Origin of the sequence: Neisseria weixii (assembly GCF_002327085.1) — a bacterium.
Classification (GTDB): Bacteria; Pseudomonadota; Gammaproteobacteria; order Burkholderiales; family Neisseriaceae; genus Neisseria; species Neisseria weixii.
The window spans coordinates 616,657-638,469 of the sequence record NZ_CP023429.1 but is presented as its reverse complement, the minus strand read 5'-3'; the positions used below and the strand labels follow the sequence as shown (position 1 = coordinate 638,469).

19 protein-coding genes and 3 pseudogenes are annotated in these 21,813 nt (G+C 49.6%); 9 read left to right on the top strand and 13 right to left on the bottom strand.

What is annotated here, in order from left to right; genetic code table 11:
- Window positions 1-36: 36 nt before the first annotated feature.
- The 4 genes and pseudogenes from ampD to galU all read left to right on the top strand — a co-directional run bounded on the left by ampD (window position 37) and on the right by galU (window position 5,532).
- Window positions 37-594 (top strand): 1,6-anhydro-N-acetylmuramyl-L-alanine amidase AmpD, encoded by a 558-nt coding sequence (ampD, locus tag CGZ65_RS03140; protein WP_096294788.1) that lies wholly within the window; start codon window positions 37-39, stop codon window positions 592-594.
- A 162-nt stretch (window positions 595-756) separates the two neighbouring features.
- Window positions 757-1,992, top strand: coding sequence for a cell division protein ZipA C-terminal FtsZ-binding domain-containing protein (locus CGZ65_RS03135; RefSeq protein ID WP_096294787.1), 1,236 nt, complete (start codon window positions 757-759; stop codon window positions 1,990-1,992).
- A 136-nt stretch (window positions 1,993-2,128) separates the two neighbouring features.
- Window positions 2,129-4,596 (top strand): annotated as a pseudogene (ligA, locus tag CGZ65_RS03130) (NAD-dependent DNA ligase LigA).
- A gap of 69 nt (window positions 4,597-4,665) precedes the next feature.
- The gene (gene galU / locus CGZ65_RS03125; protein WP_096294786.1) at window positions 4,666-5,532 is read left to right on the top strand and encodes a UTP--glucose-1-phosphate uridylyltransferase GalU; all 867 of its coding nucleotides are present in this window, start codon (window positions 4,666-4,668) and stop codon (window positions 5,530-5,532) included.
- Between the two features lie 63 nt (window positions 5,533-5,595).
- Here galU and CGZ65_RS03120 read toward each other — a convergent pair.
- A pseudogene (locus CGZ65_RS03120) lies at window positions 5,596-7,052 on the bottom strand (TrkH family potassium uptake protein).
- Window positions 7,053-7,329: 277 nt separating this feature from the next.
- Here CGZ65_RS03120 and CGZ65_RS03115 point away from each other — a divergent pair.
- Window positions 7,330-7,605, top strand: coding sequence for a type B 50S ribosomal protein L31 (locus CGZ65_RS03115; protein WP_096294785.1), 276 nt, complete (start codon window positions 7,330-7,332; stop codon window positions 7,603-7,605).
- Window positions 7,605-7,730: a type B 50S ribosomal protein L36 gene (ykgO, locus tag CGZ65_RS03110; protein WP_096294784.1), complete on the top strand. Its 126-nt coding sequence runs from the start codon at window positions 7,605-7,607 to the stop codon at window positions 7,728-7,730. Before CGZ65_RS03115 ends, ykgO begins: the two co-directional genes overlap by 1 nt.
- 188 nt (window positions 7,731-7,918) lie before the next feature.
- Here ykgO and greB read toward each other — a convergent pair whose 3' ends face one another.
- The 10 genes and pseudogenes from greB to CGZ65_RS03060 all read right to left on the bottom strand — a co-directional run bounded on the left by greB (window position 7,919) and on the right by CGZ65_RS03060 (window position 16,347).
- Window positions 7,919-8,410, bottom strand: a complete 492-nt coding sequence (greB, locus tag CGZ65_RS03105; RefSeq protein WP_096294783.1) for a transcription elongation factor GreB — start codon at window positions 8,408-8,410, stop codon at window positions 7,919-7,921.
- A gap of 287 nt (window positions 8,411-8,697) precedes the next feature.
- Window positions 8,698-10,233 (bottom strand): amidophosphoribosyltransferase, encoded by a 1,536-nt coding sequence (purF, locus tag CGZ65_RS03100; protein WP_096294782.1) that lies wholly within the window; start codon window positions 10,231-10,233, stop codon window positions 8,698-8,700.
- A gap of 98 nt (window positions 10,234-10,331) precedes the next feature.
- Window positions 10,332-10,844, bottom strand: coding sequence for a CvpA family protein (locus CGZ65_RS03095; RefSeq protein ID WP_096294781.1), 513 nt, complete (start codon window positions 10,842-10,844; stop codon window positions 10,332-10,334).
- Window positions 10,837-11,877, bottom strand: coding sequence for a cell division protein FtsN (ftsN, locus tag CGZ65_RS03090; protein WP_096294780.1), 1,041 nt, complete (start codon window positions 11,875-11,877; stop codon window positions 10,837-10,839). Before ftsN ends, CGZ65_RS03095 begins: the two co-directional genes overlap by 8 nt.
- Window positions 11,878-11,889: 12 nt before the next feature.
- Window positions 11,890-13,166: pseudogene (gene folC / locus CGZ65_RS14845) on the bottom strand (bifunctional tetrahydrofolate synthase/dihydrofolate synthase).
- A gap of 67 nt (window positions 13,167-13,233) precedes the next feature.
- Entirely contained in the window at window positions 13,234-13,677 is a 444-nt protein-coding gene (locus CGZ65_RS03080; protein WP_096294779.1) for a protein YgfX, read from the bottom strand.
- Window positions 13,678-13,680: 3 nt separating this feature from the next.
- Window positions 13,681-14,040: a hypothetical protein gene (locus CGZ65_RS03075; protein ID WP_096294778.1), complete on the bottom strand. Its 360-nt coding sequence runs from the start codon at window positions 14,038-14,040 to the stop codon at window positions 13,681-13,683.
- 69 nt (window positions 14,041-14,109) lie between these two features.
- On the bottom strand, window positions 14,110-14,838 hold the full coding sequence (locus CGZ65_RS03070) for an amino acid ABC transporter ATP-binding protein (RefSeq protein WP_096294777.1): 729 nt from the start codon (window positions 14,836-14,838) through the stop codon (window positions 14,110-14,112).
- 9 nt (window positions 14,839-14,847) lie between these two features.
- Window positions 14,848-15,627 carry a 16S rRNA (adenine(1518)-N(6)/adenine(1519)-N(6))-dimethyltransferase RsmA gene (gene rsmA, locus CGZ65_RS03065; protein WP_096294776.1) on the bottom strand — a complete coding sequence of 260 codons (780 nt, stop codon included), beginning with the start codon at window positions 15,625-15,627 and terminating at the stop codon, window positions 14,848-14,850.
- 111 nt (window positions 15,628-15,738) lie between these two features.
- A complete protein-coding gene (locus CGZ65_RS03060; protein ID WP_096294775.1) occupies window positions 15,739-16,347 on the bottom strand; it encodes a Maf family protein in 609 nt (202 codons plus the stop codon).
- 330 nt (window positions 16,348-16,677) lie between these two features.
- Between CGZ65_RS03060 and CGZ65_RS03055 the strand changes: the two genes are divergently transcribed.
- Complete coding sequence (locus CGZ65_RS03055) at window positions 16,678-17,127, top strand: hypothetical protein (RefSeq protein WP_096294774.1); 450 nt, start codon at window positions 16,678-16,680, stop codon at window positions 17,125-17,127.
- 91 nt (window positions 17,128-17,218) lie between these two features.
- Here the strand turns inward: CGZ65_RS03055 and CGZ65_RS03050 are convergent, their stop codons facing one another.
- Window positions 17,219-17,743, bottom strand: coding sequence for a gamma carbonic anhydrase family protein (locus CGZ65_RS03050; protein ID WP_096294773.1), 525 nt, complete (start codon window positions 17,741-17,743; stop codon window positions 17,219-17,221).
- A gap of 214 nt (window positions 17,744-17,957) precedes the next feature.
- Between CGZ65_RS03050 and CGZ65_RS03045 the strand changes: the two genes are divergently transcribed.
- Window positions 17,958-19,004 carry an NAD(P)H-dependent flavin oxidoreductase gene (locus CGZ65_RS03045; protein ID WP_096294772.1) on the top strand — a complete coding sequence of 349 codons (1,047 nt, stop codon included), beginning with the start codon at window positions 17,958-17,960 and terminating at the stop codon, window positions 19,002-19,004.
- A gap of 263 nt (window positions 19,005-19,267) precedes the next feature.
- On the opposite strand, the gene argH is transcribed toward CGZ65_RS03045, so the two are convergent.
- Window positions 19,268-20,650: an argininosuccinate lyase gene (argH, locus tag CGZ65_RS03040; RefSeq protein ID WP_096294771.1), complete on the bottom strand. Its 1,383-nt coding sequence runs from the start codon at window positions 20,648-20,650 to the stop codon at window positions 19,268-19,270.
- An 86-nt stretch (window positions 20,651-20,736) separates the two neighbouring features.
- Between argH and CGZ65_RS03035 the strand changes: the two genes are divergently transcribed.
- Window positions 20,737-21,798 carry a sensor histidine kinase gene (locus tag CGZ65_RS03035; protein WP_096294770.1) on the top strand — a complete coding sequence of 354 codons (1,062 nt, stop codon included), beginning with the start codon at window positions 20,737-20,739 and terminating at the stop codon, window positions 21,796-21,798.
- The last annotated feature ends 15 nt before the right edge of the window (window positions 21,799-21,813 follow it).

Below are 21,813 nucleotides of genomic sequence, written 5' to 3'. Positions count from 1 at the left end.
TCGAATAAAAGTATTATATTAAAGGCCGTCTGAAACATGAATTTTGCATCTTCTTGGCAACAAGGGCGCTGGTCGGCTGCCCGCCAAGCCTATTCGCCCAATTTTGAAGCCCGCCCTGCCAGTGAAAAAATCTCTCTGGTGGTACTGCACAATATTTCCCTGCCTCCGTTTGAATACGGCAACGGCGCAGTAGAAAAGCTGTTTACCAACCAAATCCAACCGCAGCAACATCCGTTTTTCAGCGTGATTCACGCTTTGCGGGTATCCAGTCACTTTTTCATCACCCGCGAAGGCGAAGCGGTGCAATTTGTTTCCTGCGACGACATGGCTTACCATGCCGGCGTGTCGTCATTCCAAAGGCATGAAAAATGCAATCTGTTTTCCATCGGCATAGAAATGGAAGGCTGCGATTTCGAGCCTTTTGCCGAAGCGCAATACCAAACCTTGCACCATCTGTTAAACGCATTACAAGCGCAATACCCCATCACAGCCATTACCGGCCATCAGGATATCGCCCCCGGCCGCAAAACCGACCCCGGCCATTTTTTCGACTGGCCACGCTTAATCAAAGCAGGTTTTCCGGTAGAGCGTTGACTTTTTCAGACGGCCTGAAGCAAAGTTGCCGCCGGTTTTATGCTTAATGCTGTCAGAACAGTTAAATTTCGTTATAATCCGAACATTACCGTGATGTCCCGATTGCGGTTCGAATCCGGCATTGCGCCACTCCAGAAATTTCTTTCCCCAAGAGTGCCCACCATGATTATTATCGTTTTAGGCCTGGCCATTATTTTGGCCGTGATTGCCTACAATATGTATCAAGAAAACCAATACCGCAAACAAGTGCGCGAGCAATTCGGCCATTCCGATAAAGATGCACTGCTGGCCAGCAAAACCAGCCATGTGCGCGACGGCAAAGAATCCGGCGGCCACGGTTTGTTGTTGAAAAAGCAAAAAAAAGCCGAAGACGCTGCTTTGCGCAACCTGCAAGAGCAAGATGAAATTTATGCCGCCAAAGCCAAATTGGCGAAACCCTCAGCCATCAAAACCGACATCGAGCTCGCGATGGAGGACGATTTCACTGACGAGCCGGTTCATCACACGGTGATTGGTCTAAACAATGAAATCAACACCCAAACCACTTCTGCCACACAACACGGCAATTTGGTGAACTTGGATGAATTGGTACAAGTTGAGCTGCCTTGGTTCGACCCGCGCTTTGACTATCTGGCCTATATTGCTTTGAATGAAGCGCAAGAATTGCATGCCCTGCCGCGCTTGTCTAACCGACACCGTTTCCAAATCATCGGTTGTACCATGGACGACCGCTTCCAAGTGGCCGAGCCGATTCCGGGCGTGTATTACCAAGGCTTTGTGATGGGCCTGCAAGCCGTCAGCCGCAATGGCTTGGCTTTGCCGGAAGAATTGGGCCAATTCAACCAACAAGTTGCTGCCTTTGCCCAATTGGTAGGTGGCCACGTACGCTACACCGATTTGCCGGCTTTTGTCGAAGTTGCCCAAGCACTCGACAGCTTCTGCGAACGTGTCGACCAAACCATTGCCATCCATTTGGTATCACGCTCCAGCATCAGCGGCTTGGAATTGCGCTCGGCTGTTGAAGGCGTGGGTTTCAATTTGGCTGAAGACGGCACGTTCCATTACCCTGATGAAAACGGCAATCCGATGTTTGTCTTGGCATCGCTCGACAATTCACCGTTTACCGGCGCCTTGCTGAACAACCAAGCCTACCGTGGCTTCAGCATGCTGTTCGACATTCCGCACATTCCGGCCGGTGAAAAAACCTTCGACCTGTTTATGGACTTGGCGGTTAAACTGTCCGGCCAGTTGAGCTTGGACTTGGTTAACGACAAAATGGAAGAAGTGTCTACCCCTTGGCTGAAAGACGTGCGCAATTATGTATTGGCGCGCCAGGAAGAAATGCTGAAAGTGGGCATCAAGCCCGGCAGCAAACAATCGCTGCGTTTGTTCTCATAAAGCTATTTCCCCAAAAAAAGCGGATACGTATCACAGCGTATCCGCTTTTTTCAGGTAAAATCCATCTATCTATTTTATGTTTTTTTCATACGGCCTGTTTTACCATCATTCAAAGGCCGTCTGAACATTTTCAACCATGAACGCAACCGAACAAAAAATCAAAAACCTGACCACCCTACTCAACCGCTACGCCTACGAATACTACACACTCGATGCGCCGACGGTGCCCGATGCCGAATATGACCGCCTGTTCCGCGAACTGGAAGCCTTGGAAGCGGCACACCCTGATTTGAAACAGCCCGACAGCCCGACCCAGCGTGTCGGCGGCGCGGCTTTGGATGGTTTTGCCAGCGTGCGCCATACCGTGCCAATGTTATCGCTGAACAATGCTTTTTCACCACAAAACGAAGAAGGCGTGTTCGACCATAAGGAAATGTATGCTTTTGATGAACGCGTGCGCGGAGGTTTAAACGGTACGGCGGTTGAATATGTCATTGAACCCAAATTCGACGGCTTAGCCATCAGTCTGCTGTATCGAAACGGCGTACTGGTGCAAGCCGCTACACGCGGTGATGGCGCAAACGGCGAAGATGTCACGCAAAATGTGAAAACCATCGCCAATATTCCCTTGCGCTTACACGGCGATAATGTGCCGAAACTGATTGAAGTGCGCGGCGAAGTGTTGATGCTCAAAGCCGATTTTGCCGCACTCAACCAACGTCAGACCGAGCAAAACCAAAAAACGTTTGCCAATCCGCGTAATGCCGCCGCAGGCAGCTTACGCCAACTCGATTCCAAAATCACCGCCCAACGCAAACTGCACTTTTTCGCCTACGGCATCGCGCAACAGGAAGGCGGCTTCGTTTCGCAAGAACACATTCAAGAATTGGCTTACTTGAGCGAACTCGGCTTCAGCCTTCCCTACGGCCAATTCGGCTGTTTCCCGAATATCAGCGAAGTATTGGCTTTTTACGAACAAATGCAGCAAAAACGCTCTTCCCTGCCGTATGAAATCGACGGCATGGTGGTCAAGGTCAACAGTTTGGCGCAACAAGAAACGCTGGGCTTCATTTCACGTGCGCCGCGCTGGGCGATTGCGCACAAATTCCCTGCCGAAGAAGCTTTGACCGTGGTGGAAGCGATTGATGTGCAAGTCGGCCGCACCGGCGCCGTCACACCGGTAGCGCGTCTGCAGCCGGTGTTTGTCGGCGGCGTAACCGTCACCAATGCCACCTTGCACAACGAAGGCGAAGCGCAGCGCAAAGACGTGCGCATCGGCGACACGGTGATTGTGCGTCGCGCGGGTGATGTGATTCCCGAAGTGGTACGCGTGGTGTTCGACCGCCGGCCGATGCAAACCATTGAAACACAAAATCATCTTTCAGACAGCCGGCAAGATGATTTGTTTGCCACGCCGTCTGAAAACACATCTACTGCCACCGAACCGCTCTACCCACAATACCGCCTACCCGAACATTGCCCGATTTGCGGCAGCGACATCGAGCGTGAAGAAGGCGAAGCCGTGGCACGTTGCAGCGGAGGCATGCTGTGTCAGGCGCAGCGGGCGCAAGGCTTGATTCACTTTGCTTCGCGCAAAACCATGGACATCGACGGCCTCGGCCAACGCCAAATCGAGCAACTGGTGGCGCAGGATTTGGTGCGACATTTTGCCGATTTATACCGTCTGGACATCGCCACCTTGCAAAAAATGAAAGAAAACGCCGAGCAAGCGGAAACGCAAACTAATACAGAAGATATGCCGTCTGAAACCCCTTTAATATTTTCAGACGGCCTCAAAAGCAGTAAAAAAGCATCGCCAACCAAGTGGGCACAAAATATTCTAGACGGTATCGAAGCCAGCAAACAGCCTGATTTGGCACGTTTCCTATTCGCACTGGGCATCCGCCATGTTGGCGAACGCACAGCCAAATCATTGGCACAGGCATTTGGCGATTTAGAAAAAGTCCGCCACGCGCCCGAGCCTGTTTTAGCTTGTTTGCCCGACATCGGCAGCGTGGTCGCGCATTCGATTGCCCGCTTTTTCGCCCAACCCGAGCAGCAAAACATGATTGACGAATTACTGGCCGTCGGTGTTGCGCCGCAAACGCAAACCACCAGCCTGCCGCTGGCTCAATACGTTACCCCGAACGCTGGATTAACCGTCTGCCCGGTTTCAAAATCAGCGAAAAAAAAGCTGCCGCGCTATGGGATTTGGCCGGAAAAAGCGCGGACGGCCTAATCCTCGATAAAGCCCTACCCGCAGAATGGCAGCAATGGCGCAGTATTCCGGCCAATTTGTCGCTTTTAACAGTCATGCGGCAATTTTTACAACATATGCCGTCTGAAACCGATACAATAACGGAATCCCGCCCAAGCGGCCTGTCCGGCAAAACATTCGTCCTGACCGGCACACTGCCGACACTGAAACGCGACAAAGCACAAGCCATGATTGAAGCCGCCGGCGGCAAAGTCTCCGGCAGCGTGTCGAAAAAAACCGATTTCGTGGTTGCGGGCGAAGCGGCTGGCAGCAAGCTGGAAAAAGCCCATGCCTTAGGTGTGGCCGTTATCAGCGAAGCCGAATTGCTGACTTGGTTCAACCCGTAAAAAAAATGAATTTTTAGATATTGTCGGGTCAAACAGCCGAGACCCGAAATTTTAAACTGTGGAGACATCATGAAACCGATTAAAAAAGCCGTTTTCCCCGTTGCCGGTATGGGCACACGTTTTTTGCCCGCCACCAAAGCCAGTCCGAAAGAAATGCTGCCGATTGTCGATAAGCCTTTGATTCAATACGCGGTGGAAGAAGCCGTTGCCGCAGGCTGCACCGAAATGGTGTTTATTACCGGCCGCAAAAAACGCAGCATTGAAGACCATTTCGACAAAGCCTACGAGCTGGAAAACGAATTGGAGCAGCGCAACAAAGAAAAACTGCTGGCGCATGTTAAAGACATTCTGCCGCCTGAAATCACTTGTCTGTATATCCGCCAAGCCGAAGCCTTGGGCTTGGGTCATGCCGTGTTGTGCGCCCGTGCCGCCGTTGGAGAAGAGCCGTTTGCCGTAATTCTGGCCGACGACCTGATTGACGCACCGCAAGGCGCATTGAAACAGATGGTCGATATTTACAACCGAAGCGGCAACAGCGTATTAGGCGTTGAGACCGTCGATCCGTCGCAAACCGGTTCATACGGCATTGTCGAAGTGGAACAGCTCAAAAGCTTCCAGCGCATCACCAATATTGTGGAAAAACCAAAACCGGAAGAAGCCCCTTCCAACTTAGCCGTGGTTGGCCGCTACATTCTGACCCCGCGCATTTTTGATTTACTGACCAATCTCCCACGCGGTGCAGGCAATGAAATCCAACTTACCGACGCCATCGCCCGCCTGCTGGATCACGAATTCGTGTTGGCACACGCTTTTGAAGGCAAACGCTACGACTGCGGCAGTAAATTAGGTTATCTGGAGGCCACTTTGGCTTATGGTCTGAAGCACCCCGAAACCGCAAAAGACTTTGCCGAATTGTTGAAGCAATACGTTAAATAATCCGCTTAAAAGCAACAGGCCGTCTGAAAAATGATTTTCAGACGGCCTGTTTTATGCCAACACTTATTTCTTCCAATACGCGGGTGTAAACAGAATCAACACCGTGAAAATTTCCAAGCGCCCCAACAGCATCACGATCGTACACAACCACTTTTGCACATCATTCAAGCTGGCATAATTATGGGCCGGCCCGACTTCGCCCAAACCCGGACCCGCATTGGTGATACAGGCAATTACCGCCGTGAACGCGGAAACAAAATCCAAGCCGGTGACCATCATTAAGAAGCTGAACAAAACCACGGTCATAAAATACACAAAAATAAACGACATCACCGTCAGAGCCATACGCTCGGAAATGCTGCGGTTGTTGACCTTCACTGTGCGTACCGCACGCGGATGCAGCAGAATCATCATTTCGCGCAAGCTGAATTTGAACAGCACCAAACCACGCACGTTTTTAATACCGCCGCCCATCGAGCCGGAACATGCCAATACGTTAGACAAGAAAAACATCCATAGCGAAATCAGCAGCGGCCACTTAGCAAAATCGGTATTGGAAAAGCCGCTAGCCAAACCAATCGACATAAAGTTAAAGCTGACAAAGCGAAACGCATCAGCCAACGACGGATAAAATTCTTTGTGCCACAAATACAGGCTGGCCATGATGATGCTGCAGGTCATCACCAGTAATAGCACACGGCATTCTTCATCTTTCCAATACACTTTTAACGAACGCCCGCCCAGCGCAGCAAAGTGGCTGGCAAAATTAATGCCGCCGAACAAGGTGAAAAACATAATCGTCCATTCGATTTTCATCGAATTGAAATAAGCGATGCTGTCATCGTGTGTCGAAAACCCGCCCAAAGCCACCGACGACATCGCATGGCAAAGGGCATCAAACCAACTCATCCCCGCCCAATGCAAGGAAAAAAATGCCGCTACCGTGGTTAAAAGATAAGCGCCCACAACTTTTTGGCAACTTGCGAAATCCGCGGCGCCATCTTGCTTTCTTTATCCAAACCCGGAATTTCCGCCTTGAAAAGCTGCGTACCACCAACCCCCAACATAGGCAAAATCGCCACCGCCAACACGATAATACCCATACCGCCCAACCAGTTGAGCATGTGCCGCCAAAAATTGACCGACGGCGCCAAGGTATCCAAGCTGGTGATGACCGTTGCCCCCGTAGTGGTTAAACCCGACATTGCCTCAAAAAACGCATCGGTAAAACTCATGTGTGGCACATATAAATAAATCGGCACCGCCGCCACCACCGCAAACGCCAGCCACAGCATAATCACCAGCGTAAAACCGTCGCGCGGGCGCAACTCACGGTTATAGCGTAGCGTCAGCAGCCAGATGGTGCAGGAAGAAAACGTTGTCACCAGCGCGGTGCGTGCAAATGCCGGGAACGCACTGTCGAGAAAAAAATACGACATCAGCGTCGGCACCATCAGCAACAGCGAAAACAACACGCCGAGCTTAGACAGCACATGAATAATCGGTATGACTTTATACATATCAATCTTTTAAGCACAAGCCGTCCGAATACGGCCTGCAGAAACAATTCAAAAATTTCAGACGGCCTTGCTATTGATAAGGCCGTCTGAAAGCGTATTTTATCAAATTCTCTACAAATGGATATGGATATTTCCAGCCTACGCCGTCTGAAATGATAATAAATCTCAAAGTAAAACAGATGATTAGGCTTGATGCTGGAATTTTGGCCGATCACAAACTTGTCTTTTAGAAAAATAGGTATATAATGTTATACTATAACGTTTTTCTAGTAAGCTTATGAAACCCGATATTCACCCCGATAATTACCGCACCGTTTTATTCTACGACAGCGGTACCAACGAAGGCTGGCTCATCAGTTCATGCGCCAATACCCACGGTAAAACCATGGTTTGGAAAGACGGTAACGAATACCCATTATTTTCTTTGGATACGTCTTCCGCTTCCCACCCTATTTATACCGGAAAACAGCGCAACGTAACGACCGAAGGTCGCGCCAGCAAGTTCCATCAACGTTTCCAATCGATGATGGGTTCTTTAAGAAAGGATAAATAATGCAGGTTTTATCTTCCCTGAAAACAGCTAAGAAACGCCACAGCGACTGCCAAATCGTACGCCGTAAAGGTAAAATGTATGTGATTTGCAAAAGCAACCCGCGTTTTAAAGCACGTCAACGTTAACCTTTTTGCTGTGATTTTTTATGTAACTCTCTCTGGCTATTGAGATTTGGCCGCACCATTTCCTATCGGTGCGGCATTTTTTTTTATTTTTCATGAGTGCCATTCAAATAATGACAAGGCCATCTGAATATTTCAGACGGCCTTGATGCTAGGCTGTTGGAAATAGCCAACCGATCTGTCAGACAGCCTCAGTCAATGCGGCAATAGTCGACCGATAAAATCTCAATTTCTTCACCACCTTCCGGCCCATAAAGCACCACTTCATCGCCTTCGCGTGCTTTAATCAGACAACGTGCCAAGGGAGAAACCCACGAAATTTTGTTTTTTGCGGCATCAATTTCATCAACACCAACGATTTTCACGGTTTGTTCACTGCCATCGCCACGCAATAACCCGACTGTAGCACCGAAAAATATTTGATCCGTCGCTTCACGTGCTTCCGGATCGACCACTACCGCCGCTTCCAAACGTTTGGTTAGGAAACGGATGCGGCGGTCGATTTCACGCATGCGGCGTTTGCCGTAAAGGTAATCGCCGTTTTCACTGCGGTCACCGTTGCTCGCTGCCCAGTTGACGATTTGTACGATTTCGGGGCGCTCTTTGTTGACGAGGTGATAAAGCTCGTCTTTTAACGCCTGCCAGCCGGCGGGTGTGATGTAATTTTTGATTTCTGCTGTCATGATGAATCCTTTGTGGGCTTTATTGCCACGAAATCAAAAGGCCAAGACCTCTGTAAAACTCCTTGAAAAGCCAGTGCACAACAAACCGAAGTCATTACCGCGTAGGCAGGAATGTATTTTTACAACGATAAACGATTGAATAAAATATTTATATTAAACAATAAGATACATTAAAACTTACGAAGAAATGACGGCTATTTGGAGTATGTTGGTGGTTTATGGGGTTTTGCAAAGCTCTAAGCCGTCTGAAAACTTTTTTAGTTTTCAGACGGCCTTTTCTTCCTAACTTATTCTTCGTCGCTGCTGCTGATGGTAATGCTGTGTTCCATTTTGCTTGGCATGACTTTCAAGCCGCCGCAACCGGTTTTACCTTCCGATAAACGCTGCAAATAGGCTTCATCGATGTCACCGGTCAGATAAATGCCGTTAAAGCAAGAAGAATCAAAGCCTTCGATTTTCGGATTTAAGGCTTTGACGACGGCTTCCAAGTCGTTCAAATCTTGAAATACGATGCCGTCGGCACTAATTTCCTGTGCGATTTCAACCGGTGTGCGGCCATTGGCAATCAGTTCTTCACGCGTCGGCATGTCGATGCCGTACACATTCGGGAAGCGTACTTCCGGCGCGGCAGATGCAATATAGACTTTGCGTGCCCCCGAAGCACGAACCATTTCAACGATTTCACGGCTGGTGGTGCCGCGCACGATGGAGTCATCCACCAACAACACACTTTTGCCTTTGAATTCGGTTTCCATCGGGCTCAATTTTTGGCGAACGGATTTTTTGCGCGTCGCCTGCCCCGGCATAATAAAGGTGCGGCCGATGTAGCGGTTTTTAATCAAGCCTTCGCGGTAAGGTTTGTTCAAGTGCATGGCCAATTCCATCGCGCTCGGGCGGCTGGTATCGGGAATCGGCATAATTACGTCGATGTCGTCAACCGGCAATTCGCGCTTGATTTTTTCTGCCAGCGACACACCCATATCCAAACGCGCCTGATACACAGATACTTCGTCAATCACCGAGTCCGGACGGGCAAAATAAACGTATTCAAACAAACATGGTTTCAGTTGTGATGCGCTGCATTGGCGTGAGAAAAACTGGCCGTCGAAGCTGATGAACACCGCCTCACCCGGCTCAATATCGCGTTCCAAATCGTATTCCAAAGCATTGAAGGCCACCGATTCGGAAGCCACGGCATAGGACTTGAAGCCGTTTTCATCGGTTTTCGACCCCAACACCAGCGGACGGATACCGTACGGATCGCGGAAAGCCACCATACCGTAACCGGCAATCATCGCCACCACACCATACGCACCACGCACCAATTCATGTACGGCTTTAACGGCGGTAAATACATTGTCGGTGCTCAACACTTTATCGCTATTTTTCGAGACTTCATGGCGCAGCTCATGCGCAAACACATTCAACAGCACTTCCGAATCGGAGCTGGTATTAATGTGGCGCAGGTGCTTGTGGCACACGTTTTCATACAATTCGGCGGTATTGGTCAAATTACCGTTGTGCGCCAACACGATGCCGAAAGGCGAGCTGACGTAAAACGGCTGCGCTTCGGCGCTGCTGCCTGCGTTGCCTGCTGTCGGGTAACGCACATGTGCAATGCCGGAATGGCCGATTAAATCGCGCATATTGCGGGTGCGGAACACTTCGCGCACCATGCCTTTGCCTTTGTGCATGTGGAACATGCTGCCTTCCGCCGTCACAATGCCCGCCGCATCCTGACCGCGATGCTGCAGCATTTGTAAACCGTCATACAAAAGCTGATTGACCGGTTCGTTACTCACCAACCCTAATACACCACACATTTGTGTTCTCCGAATAAAAGAATTAACCCAATGAAATAAAATAAGATTAAACCGGTTTCAGACGGCCTGTATCAAAAGGCCGTCTGAAACCGGTTGTGTTATGAAGGAATGCCCGTATCGTTTAATCTGTTGCCAATCGTCGGCAAATAAGGCATCACCACATCATGCGCCAAGGTTTCGAAATAAGGAATGCTGCGTGAGACTTGCCAGCCTTCCGTTTCCGGTAAATCGGTGTAGGAGCAAACCATCACCGCCAAGGTCACCAGCAGCACGCCTTTGGCTGCGCCGAATACACCGCCGAGCAAGCGGTTGACACTACCCAACCCAATGGCTGACACACCGGCGGTCAGCAACGAGCGCAGGAAGCGCTGCACCAGCCATGCCGCAAGAAACAGCATGATAAAGGACAATGCTACACCCAAGGCTTGCGGTTCGAAAGATTTAAAAGCAATGTCAGCGAACGGTACAGCAAACCACTTGGCAATCAAAAACGCCACAATCCAAGTAATCAGCGAGCTGATTTCGGCAATCACACCACGTATGAGCGACATGATAATACATGCCGCAATCACGCCGAAAACCAACAAATCCGCCAAAGGAATATTACTCATTCACAATCTGTCCTGCGATGCCGTTTTTAGAACGCAATTTTTCCAAATCTTTCGCAGCTTCTTGGCGACTCTTATATGAGTTTGATTTCACACGGTAAACCACGCCTTTGTCGGTTTTGATTTCGCTGACGGTGGCATTGATACCGGCAGCTTTCATTTTGCGTTGCAGGCTTTGTGCGCGTTCTTTATCGGAATAACCGGCCTGAATGGCGGCTTTTTGACCTTTGGAACCATTATCGGCTGCTTTTTCGGTCGGCTTAGGCTTAGCCGGTTCCGCTTTTTTAGCGGCAGCTTTTTTCTCGGTTTCTTTAGATTTGGCCGCAGCTGCTTTTTTGTCGGCTTCTACTTTGGCTTTGGCCGCAGCTGCTTTTTTCTCTTCAGCTTGTTTGGCTTTACGCTCGGCAGCGTCTTTTTCTGCCTGCTTGCGTTCGGCTTCTGCGCTCCGCTCTGATTTTTCAGCTTTGGCTGCCGCAACGCGTTTCTTAGCTGCTTCTTTTTCTGCCGCTAAACGCTTCTCTTCGGCACGTTTGGCCGCACGCTGCTCTTCCAAACGTTGGTGACGTGCTTCGGCTTTCTGCTCTTCCGCTGCACGCTTTTCTTCTTCGGCCTTGCGAATGCGCTCCGACTCCTCCAAACCTTTGATATCGCTGTCAACCAATTTATCGTTAATCAACACCAATGGCGCACCGATATCTTGCGGCGGTGTAGCGGCAGCAGGTCTCAACACTTCCACCGGTTGCTCAGGCTCACTGCTCTGTGCGGCTGCTTGCTCTTGTGCGGCCGCTTGTGCTTCTTCCTTATTACTCGGCTCCAATACGGTGGCATTGGCGGCATCACCTTGCGCATCATTTTGCGCCACCGCGGCCGTTGGTACGGCTGTTTTTTCTTCGTCGTCGCTGCCTGTACTCAATACGGAAGCCAACAGAATACCGGCAACCACAACCAATCCTGACGTCATCACCAAGCGGCGGCGGTTACGGCGCTTGAGCTGCTCATAACCGGTTAAAACTTCTTTTTGCTTATCGTCAGACATGAAATTTCCTATTTACAACGTCGCCATCACATCGGCAACAGTATGAAACGAACCGAAAACGACAATTCTATCATTTTCAGAAGCTTTCGCCAAAGCTGCTTGGTAAGCGCTTTGAACATGGTCGAATACTTTGATTTTATCGATGCCGTGCCCCACCAGTTTGTCTTGCAAAGCATCAATCGTCATGCCGCGCGGCATATCCAAGGGCGCGATATACCATTCGTCAAACTGGTCTTTCACTATATCCAACACGCCGTCGATATCTTTATCGGCCAACATGCTGAACACGGCAATGCGGTTTTGCGCAAACGCCAGATTAATCAGGCTGAGGCGCAAGGCTCGGGCGGCATGCGGATTGTGGCCGACATCCAAAATGGTGAGCGGACGCCCCGGCAACACTTGGAAGCGTCCCGGATTTTCCACCAGCAGCAAGCCGCGCTTAATCGCACCGATATCAATCGGCAGCTTGTCGGCCAAACATTCCAACACCGTCAGCGCCACGGCGGCATTGCCGGTTTGGTACGCACCGCGCAAAGCTGGGAACGGCAAAGCATTGCGGCGTTTGGGTAAGAGGCCGTCTGAAACTTTCGGATGGAACTGATAATTCCATTGTACATTTTCCAAGGTGTTGAAATCAAAATCTTCTTTAACCAACAGCAAATGCGCGCCGATTTTTTCAGCGTGTTGGCGCAACGATTCCGGCGGCGGATTCTGACCGCAAATCGCCGGTTTGCCACTGCGGAACACACCCGCTTTTTCAAAACCCACCTGCTCGACCGTATCCCCAAAAATGCCTGATGGTCCAAATCCACGCTGGTGACCACGGCGCAATCGGCATCAAACACGTTTACCGCGTCCAAACGCCCGCCCAAGCCGACTTCCAACACCATCACATCCACTTCGGCGCGTATGAAAATATCCACCGCGGCCAAAGTGTTGAATTCAAAATAAGTCAGCGAAACATCACCGCGCGCCGCTTCAATACGCTCAAACGCCTCCACGATGGTTGCATCGCCAACCGGTTCGGCATTCACGGCAATGCGTTCGTTAAAACGCAAAATATGCGGGCTGGTCAGCGTGCCGACTTTAAAACCGGCCTGCTTGTAAATTTGCGATAAATAGGCACACACCGAACCCTTGCCGTTGGTGCCCGCCGCCACCACCACAGGACATTGCGGCGTCAAGCCCATGCGGTTTTTCACTTCGCCCACACGTTCCAAGCCCATGTCGATGAGCCCGGTGCTGTGGGCGGTTTCTAAATAAGAGAGCCAGTCTTGCAGTGTTTTCATTATTTTTCAGGTAATTATTATTCAAGGCCGTCTGAAACAGACAGCATTTTATGATGCTCAATGCACATCAGATTTTTTGTTTAAACGGATTTTGCTCCGCCTGACACCAACGCGCCCATACGCGTAAACGGCGATGCGCTTCCTTATCCAGCATATCAGGCAACACCAATTGCCAAATAGTGCGGCTGCCGGTGTGCCATTGCAGAAAGAGCACATGACGTGTCACCAACGAGGCGCCACCCAATACCGCTTCAAAAGCGGTCTGCTCGCGCCCGATAAAAATGGCAGCCTGCTGCAAACGGTTTACCGCAATCTGCTTTACCGTTTGATGGCCTCTTAAATCGGCATGATACCAAGCGAAAACCGAGCTTAGCGCCAGACCAAACAAACCCAGCCCAAACATCGCGCCGTAAAACCACACCGCACACATCACCGCTGCCAGTAAGTGTAAAGCCAACACCATGATTTTCAGGCTGCGCGAAGGTTTCAAGGCCGTCTGAAATGCACGCATGGCTTACATCATATTATCGAACACGGGGCTGACATTTAAATCCGCGTCTTCCATGTCCAAAACCATGTCATGGATTTCAATTTCAAAAAATTCCCAAAACGCCTTCAAACTCATATCTTGCGGCCATTTGGCTTTATCCACGTCCCAACCGGCGATTTCTGCTTCAAAAATCTGCTGGTAACGCTCGTCAAAATACGAAATCACCGCTTCCGGTTCATCAAATTCCGGCACCAGAAATATCGAGCAATTGATGCGGATTTGCTCCACCGTCAAATCCGGCATATTTTCATCCGCCGATTTCAGCCATTCCAAAAAACGCGCGGTCGGTTTCAACACCACGGCGGTGCGGTCAACAAAATACATGATTATCCTTTGGTTTCCATTGTATTTCTCATGCCGTCTGAACGCTTTTCAGACGGCCTATCACATTGATTAATGCGTCATCACCTGCTGTAAAAACTGCTTGGCGCGCTCGTGTTTCGGATTGGTAAAAAATTCTTCCGGCGTGGCTTCTTCGATGATTTGGCCGTGATCGACAAAAATCACACGGTCGGCCACTTCGCGGGCAAAACCCATCTCATGCGTCACGCACATCATGGTCATGCCGCTCATCGCCAAGTCTTTCATCACGCGCAAGACTTCGCCGACCATTTCCGGATCCAGCGCGGAAGTCGGTTCGTCAAACAGCATCACGCGCGGCTCCATCGCCAAGCCGCGGGCAATTGCCACACGCTGTTGCTGACCGCCGGACAATTGGCTCGGCAGGGCATCTTTTTTGTGCGCCAAACCCACGCGCTCCAGCAATTCCATCGCCTTGGCTTCGGCTTGGGCACGGCTCTGCCCTTTTACTTTCATCGGCGACAAAACAATATTTTCCAACACGCTCAAATGCGGATAGAGATTGAAACTTTGAAACACAAAGCCCACTTCTTCGCGTACTTTGTTTAGATTGGTTTTCGGATCGGCCACATTTATACCGTCCACCCAGATTTCACCGCTCTCGATGCTTTCAAGTTGGTTGACGGTACGGATCAAGGTCGATTTACCGCTGCCCGACGGGCCGCAAACCACCACCACTTCACCTTGCTTGACTTCCAGATTCACACCGTTAATCACGTGCAAATCTTTAAAGTGTTTGTGTACGTTTTTGAATTTAATCATGTTTTACTTTCAGACGGCCTTATTCACCAAATAATTGCTCAAGGCGACATATTTTTCCGGCGCGATGTGTTCGGCACGGTCTTGCGGGTTGATGCCCACGGCCTGCAAATCTTCATCGGCGGCAATGTCTTTCAGATTATTGCGTATGGTTTTGCGGCGCTGGGCAAACGCCTGTTTGACCAGTTTGGCAAAATATCCGAAATCATCGGTCTTGCCGATGCGGTGTTTCGCCGGAATCATGCGCACCACGGCAGAGTCGACTTTCGGTACCGGGTCGAACGACTTAGGCGGCACGTCAATCAGGGATTCCATCTCGAAAAAATATTGCAGCATCACGCCCAAGCGGCCGTAGTCGTTGGTTTTCGGTTGAGCCACCATACGCTCGACCACTTCTTTTTGCAGCATAAAGTGCATATCAATCACGTCATCGGCTACTTCGGCCAATTTAAACAGCAGCGGCGTGGAAATATTATAAGGCAGGTTGCCCACGATTTTCTTTTTGCCCGCAATACTGTTGAAATCAAATTGCAGCACATCGCCTTCGTGTATCACCAATTTTTCGGCAAACGGCAGCGTTTTCAAGCGCTTGACAATATCACGGTCGATTTCGCAAACGTGCAGTCGGTTGAGTTTTTTCGCCAGCGGCTCGGTAATCGCGGCCAAACCCGGGCCGATTTCGATAACGATATCATCGGCTTCGGGGCGAACGGCATTGACAATATCGCTGATGATGCGCGTGTCTTGCAAAAAGTTTTGCCCAAAGCGTTTGCGGGCTTTGTGTTCTTTCATACGGCGTCTTTAATTCGGGGATTTTTCAAGAACGTATTGTAACTGAAAATATACGCCGGTTGAGAAAATGCCCTCTGAAAACGGAATTTTTTTGCGGCACATTCAGACGGCCTATGTTTTTTTCGGAAACGGCGGCACAGCCAAACCGAATTGCGCCAAAAGTTCGATTGTTTCAAATACAGGCAGCCCCATTACGCCGGTAAAACTGCCGTGCAAATGCGTGACAAACACGCCGCCCAAACCTTGAATACCATACGCACCGGCCTTATCCATCGGTTCGCCGCTGGCAATATACGCCGCGATTTCCGCCGCACTCATGGCTTTAAAGGCCACATCGCTCTGTTGCAGCAGCGTGCGCGTTTTACCCTGCCAATACACGCTTACGGCAGTATAGACCTGATGTGTGTTAGCGGATAATTGCGCCAACATTTCCGCCGCATGCTCTTCGTTTTCGGGTTTACCCAAAATTTGGTTTTGATAGGCGACGGTGGTGTCGGCGGTGAGAATCGGGAATTCGGGTGGTTCGTTATGCGTGACGCGCCATTGCGCTACTGCACCGGCATTTTTCTCACGAGCCAATCTTTGAACATAATCAGCCGCTTTTTCTTGCGGATACGGTGTTTCGTCTATTTCGGCATACAAACGCTGCACCGTATAGCCTAAATTTTCTAAAATTTCGCGGCGGCGCGGGCTGCCGGAAGCGAGATAAATGTGGTTCAAAATATTTCCTTTTTTATTTGTATTCAGCCTAAAATATTACAAATACCAAAAATCGAATTATAGTTAATGGCATAGCAATTAATAAATAATCAAATAACATTTAATAAAATTAACTTTTTTATGATTTAAATTACAAAAAAACTGATACAGAAAAAAATTGTCCACTAAAACAGTAGGCAGACTGAAGCCTACTTTTTTCTTTATCTTTACTAGGAGTTAACTATGAAAACATTATCTATGAATCAATTGCATCAAATTTCAGGTGGTTTTGACTTTTAAAAAACCATCGTATCAGATGTATGCGGTTATACAGGCATTGGTGCCGGCGCTTTGGCAGGAGGTTTCACAGGTGCTGCCTTAGGTGCAATCGGAGGCCCCGGCGGCATGGTAGTAGGTGCCAAGGTGGATATGGCTGTCGGCAGGTATTTGGGACAGAAGTTAGGCCACCTGCAGCCGAACGCTCATTCGGCTATTAAGCCATCGTTTAATAATTCCGCACCTGCCAAACATATTTGGCCGGGTACGGATTCTCATCAATGCTTCAAAAGGATTATGATGATGCCCATGAAAAATTTTTGGGAAAATTATAAAAAGAATTTCTCATTATTAATAAAGTTTATGAAAAAACATTGGAAAGCATTAGCCATTATCTATGTTTTATGCGGTTTTGCCGTATACACAGTTAATTTTATTTTAAGTTTTTACCTTATAGCTCCTACCATCTTGGAAATAGTCATTTTATCCCTGATTTCGTTGTCGTCATTTTTATACTCTTGCTGACCGAGTTTTTCTTTATGAAATATATTAAGAAAAAGAACCGATAGCTTGATTTTTTATTAAATCAACATTATTTTTAGACAACTTTAGATATTTACTTGTATTCCTGTGCGAGATTAATATAATTTACAGCCGATTGCACTAAAAACGCTTTTTCTTCATCGGTTAAAGGGCGCACCTGCTTGACAGGTGAGCCAAGATACAGAAAACCGCTTTGTAGGCGTTTGCCCGGCGGCACCACACTGCCTGCGCCGACCATCACGTCATCGTCAATCACCGTATCGTCCAAAACAATCGCACCCGTGCCCACCAACACGCGGTTGCCGATGGTGCAGCCGTGCAGAATCACTTTATGGCCGATGGTTACGTCTTCACCGACAATTAAAGGCGAACCTTCCGGCTTCTGCAAACGCGCGCCGGTAACGTGCAACACACTGCCGTCTTGAATATTGGTACGTGCGCCAATCCGTATATGATTTACATCCCCACGCATCACCACCAGCGGCCATACGCTGACCTGCTCGGCAAGACTGATTTGGCCGATTACCACGGCGGTATCGTCGATAAAACAAGTTCCGTGAATATCGGGGGTATGGTAGGTATAAGGTCGAATCGGCATGGCGTATTCTTTTTTTAGTTAGTAGAAAGGGATTTATAACATAATCAAGGCCGTCTGAAAAAGCGGTAATTTTTTCAGACGGCCTTGGATTGCATGATTTTTGTCAAGCTCCGACAAAGCCGCCTGAAAATCACCTCATCTATGTTCAGACGGCCTCATTCTGGGTAAACTGTTCTTTTATTTCATAAAGCCCGCTATTCTACAAGGAAAGCCCATGCCCAACCGCCTGACCCAATTGCTCGGCTGCCGCTTGCCCGTCATTCAGGCACCGATGGCCGGCGTGCAAAACAGTCGCCTGACTATTGCTGCCTGCCGTGCCGGTGCGCTCGGTTCGCTGCCTGCCGCCATGCTCTCGCCCGAGCAATTGCATGCCGAAATCTTGGCAATCCGCGCTGCCGTCGATGCGCCGTTTAATGTCAATTTTTTTGCACACCGCCAACCTGAAACCGATACCGACAAAATGCAACAATGGCTTGCCAAGCTGGCACCTTATTATCGCGAACTCGGTATCGATGCCGACAATATTGCGCAAGGTAACGGAAGACAGCCTTTCGGTGCGGCACAAGCGGAAATTATTGCCGAACTCAAACCTGCAGTAGTCAGCTTCCATTTCGGCTTACCGGAAGCAGGTTTGCTTCAGCAGGTGAAACAAAGCGGCACAAAAATCCTGGCTTCCGCCACAACGGTTGACGAAGCACGCTGGTTGGCAGAAAAAGGGGTTGATGCGGTGATTGCGCAAGGCTTGGAAGCAGGCGGGCACCGATCGATGTTCCGCAGCCAAGTGCATGAGCAAGTCGGTACTTTTGCACTGTTGCCGCAAATCCGTGCGGCGCTAAATGTACCGGTGATTGCGGCAGGCGGCATCAGCAATGCTGCCACCGCACACGCCGCGCAAACATTGGGCGCAGACGGCATTCAAATCGGCACGGCTTTATTGCTGGCCGATGAAGCCGACACCAGCCCCCTGCACCGCACTGCTTTGCAAAACCCGTGCGCGCAAACCACTGCTTTAACCAATCTATTCTCCGGCGGCTTGGCGCGCGGCATCGTCAACCGCTTTATGCGTGAAAACGGCTGCATTCACCCTGATGTCCCTCCGTTCCCACTTGCCCAAAACGTATCCGCACCATTACGCAGCGCCGCTGAAAAACAAGGCAGCGATGAATTTTCGCCCTTGTGGGCTGGACAAAATGCACCGCTTGCCCGCAGCGGCAGCGCAGCGGACATTATTATGGAAACCGCAAGCGGGTTTATGGCATAGCTTGAAAGAATTTATTCTGTTTTAGGGTCTGTTGACAATTGACCGGCGAAGCGGTTTTTTGAGGCAAAACCCGTGTATGCAAGGCAAAAAGCGCAGCAAAGTTGGACACCTTGCGGGCATTTTTAACGCCGCAGACAGGGATTTTTGACCAAAAACACCGCCGTTGCGTTAATTGTCAACAGACCCTAGCAAACAAATATGAAATAGGCCGTCTGAAAGCAATATCCTTTCAGGCGGCCTGAGACCTTTGCAATCAGAACAACTTATTCAGCCAACAATTTTTTCCAACGTGCGGCTTGGAAGCGCACTTGCTCCGGCGCGGTGCCGCCTAAGTGGTTGCGGGCATTCAAGCTGCCTTCCGGCGTGAGCACTTCATAAACATCCTCAGCCACCAAATCGGAAAAGCCTTGCAATACGTCTAACGGCAAACCGCTCAAATCCACGCCTTTTTCGTCGGCATGGCGCACGGCTTTTGCCACCACTTCATGCGAATCGCGGAACGGCATGCCTTTTTTCACCAGATAGTCGGCCAAATCGGTGGCGGTGGCGAAACCCTGCATCACGGCGGCGCGCATGTTTTCCGGTTTCACGGTCACGCCGCGCATCATGTCGGCGTAAATACGCAAGGTGTCAATCAAGGTGTCAACCGTATCAAACAGCGGTTCTTTGTCTTCCTGATTGTCTTTGTTATACGCCAAAGGCTGCGATTTCATCAGCATAATCAGGCCGGTGAGATGGCCGATTACGCGTCCGGATTTGCCGCGTACCAGCTCCGGCACGTCGGGGTTTTTCTTCTGCGGCATGATGCTTGAACCAGTGCAGAAACGGTCAGCAATATCGATAAAACCGAAACGCGGACTCATCCATAAAATCAGTTCTTCACTCAAGCGGCTCAAATGAATCATCACCAAAGACGCAGCGGCAGTAAATTCGATGGCGAAATCGCGGTCGGACACGGCATCGAGTGAGTTTTGGCAGATTTGTTCAAAACCCAGCAGTTCGGCGGTAATTTCGCGCTGAATCGGATAAGTGGTGCCGGCCAGCGCCGCCGCGCCCAAAGGCATGCGGTTGACACGCTTGCGGCAGTCGGCCATGCGCTCGAAATCGCGGCCGAGCATTTCGACATAAGCCAACATGTGGTGGCCGAAGCTCACCGGCTGGGCAACCTGCAAATGGGTAAAACCGGGCATCACCACTTCGGCATTGGCTTCGGCCAATTCCACCAAGGCCGTCTGAAGATCTTGAATCAGCGTTTGAATGTCGGTGATTTGGTCGCGCAACCATAAGCGGATGTCGGTAGCCACTTGGTCGTTGCGGCTGCGGCCGGTATGAAGACGCTTGCCGGCATCACCGATTTTATCGGTCAGGCGGCGCTCGATGTTCATGTGTACATCTTCCAAATCCAGCGACCATTCCACTTTGCCGGCTTCAATTTCTGTTATAATCTCGGTCATACCTTGCCGGATGGCAGATAAATCATCGGCACTCAATACCCCGCTTTGCTGCAGCATTTGCGCGTGTGCCAGAGAGCCTTGAATATCCCACTTGGCCAGACGCTTATCGAAGCCGATCGAACCGGTGTATTTTTTCACTAATTCGGACACCGGCTCGTTAAAACGGCCCGACCAGGTTTTATCATTACCCATTACACTGTTCCTCAGATATAAAACAAAAAGTTAACCGCAAAAATCAGGTTAACATTATAAAAAACGAAAACGGCTAAGGTTCACATATGTCCATTATACGTCAATTGTCCCAGAAAATATCCCATACTTTCGCCGTACCCAATTTGCGCAATTCAGCCACTATGGCCCGCCTGCTGATTATTGTGATTTTATCGCTGCTGTTGTTTCCATTAATCAGCGAATCTTCGTTGGGCTATACCGAAGAAATCTATCACCATCTGCTTTGGGTGGCGCCGGTGCTTTTTTTGATTTTGCTGAAAGCTTTTTTTGTGAGTAGTTTTCTGCCCTCGCTGCAACATACAAAATATGCTTTCTTCATTTCTTATATTATCAACTTGTTGATTTTTCTGTTTGTTGAGCTGGTGCTGCTGAATAATTTCAACTATCTGGATTCTTTTCTTCAGCATTTTTGCTTATTTAATATTTTCGTACTCGGCTTTATGTTCACCGAAGCTTCGCGTCTCAACAGCTTGGCACCATCGGTTTCCGAAGCCCGCTTGAGTGCACTTACTGCCCGCATTCGCCCGCATTTTCTGTTCAACAGCCTTAATGCCGCCATCAGCTTAATCCGCTTGCGTCCGTATGATGCTGAGGTGTTACTGGAAAATCTGGCCAATTTGTTCCGCGCCCAATTACGTGACGGCAGCCAAAGCAGTACGCTCGGTCAGGAAATCGAATGGGCGCAGGAATATATCGCCATTGAACAAATCCGCATGGGGCATGTGCGCGTGCAAGTGATGTGGCAACATCAAGCACCTGACGACGCGGAAACGCCACATCTTTTGCTGCAACCTCTATTGGAAAACGCCGTTTTTCACGGTGTCGAATCCACCCACCGTCCGGGTATGATTACAGTATTAACCAAATTGAACAAATCATCGATTTATATCCGTATTGAAAATCCATACGCCCCGCCCGATAGTGGTGAAAACCTGAAACCGCATAAAGGCAACTCAATGGCGCTACGTAACCTGAAAGAGCGCTTGGCCTTGATGTACGACAACGATGCCAAAATACAAAGCCGTGAGCTGGACGGCATATTCCGAGTCGATATCCGTCTGCCTTACCGCAAGAAAACATCTGATGTAAACCGTTTATTCGGCGGTTAACAATCAATCTTAACC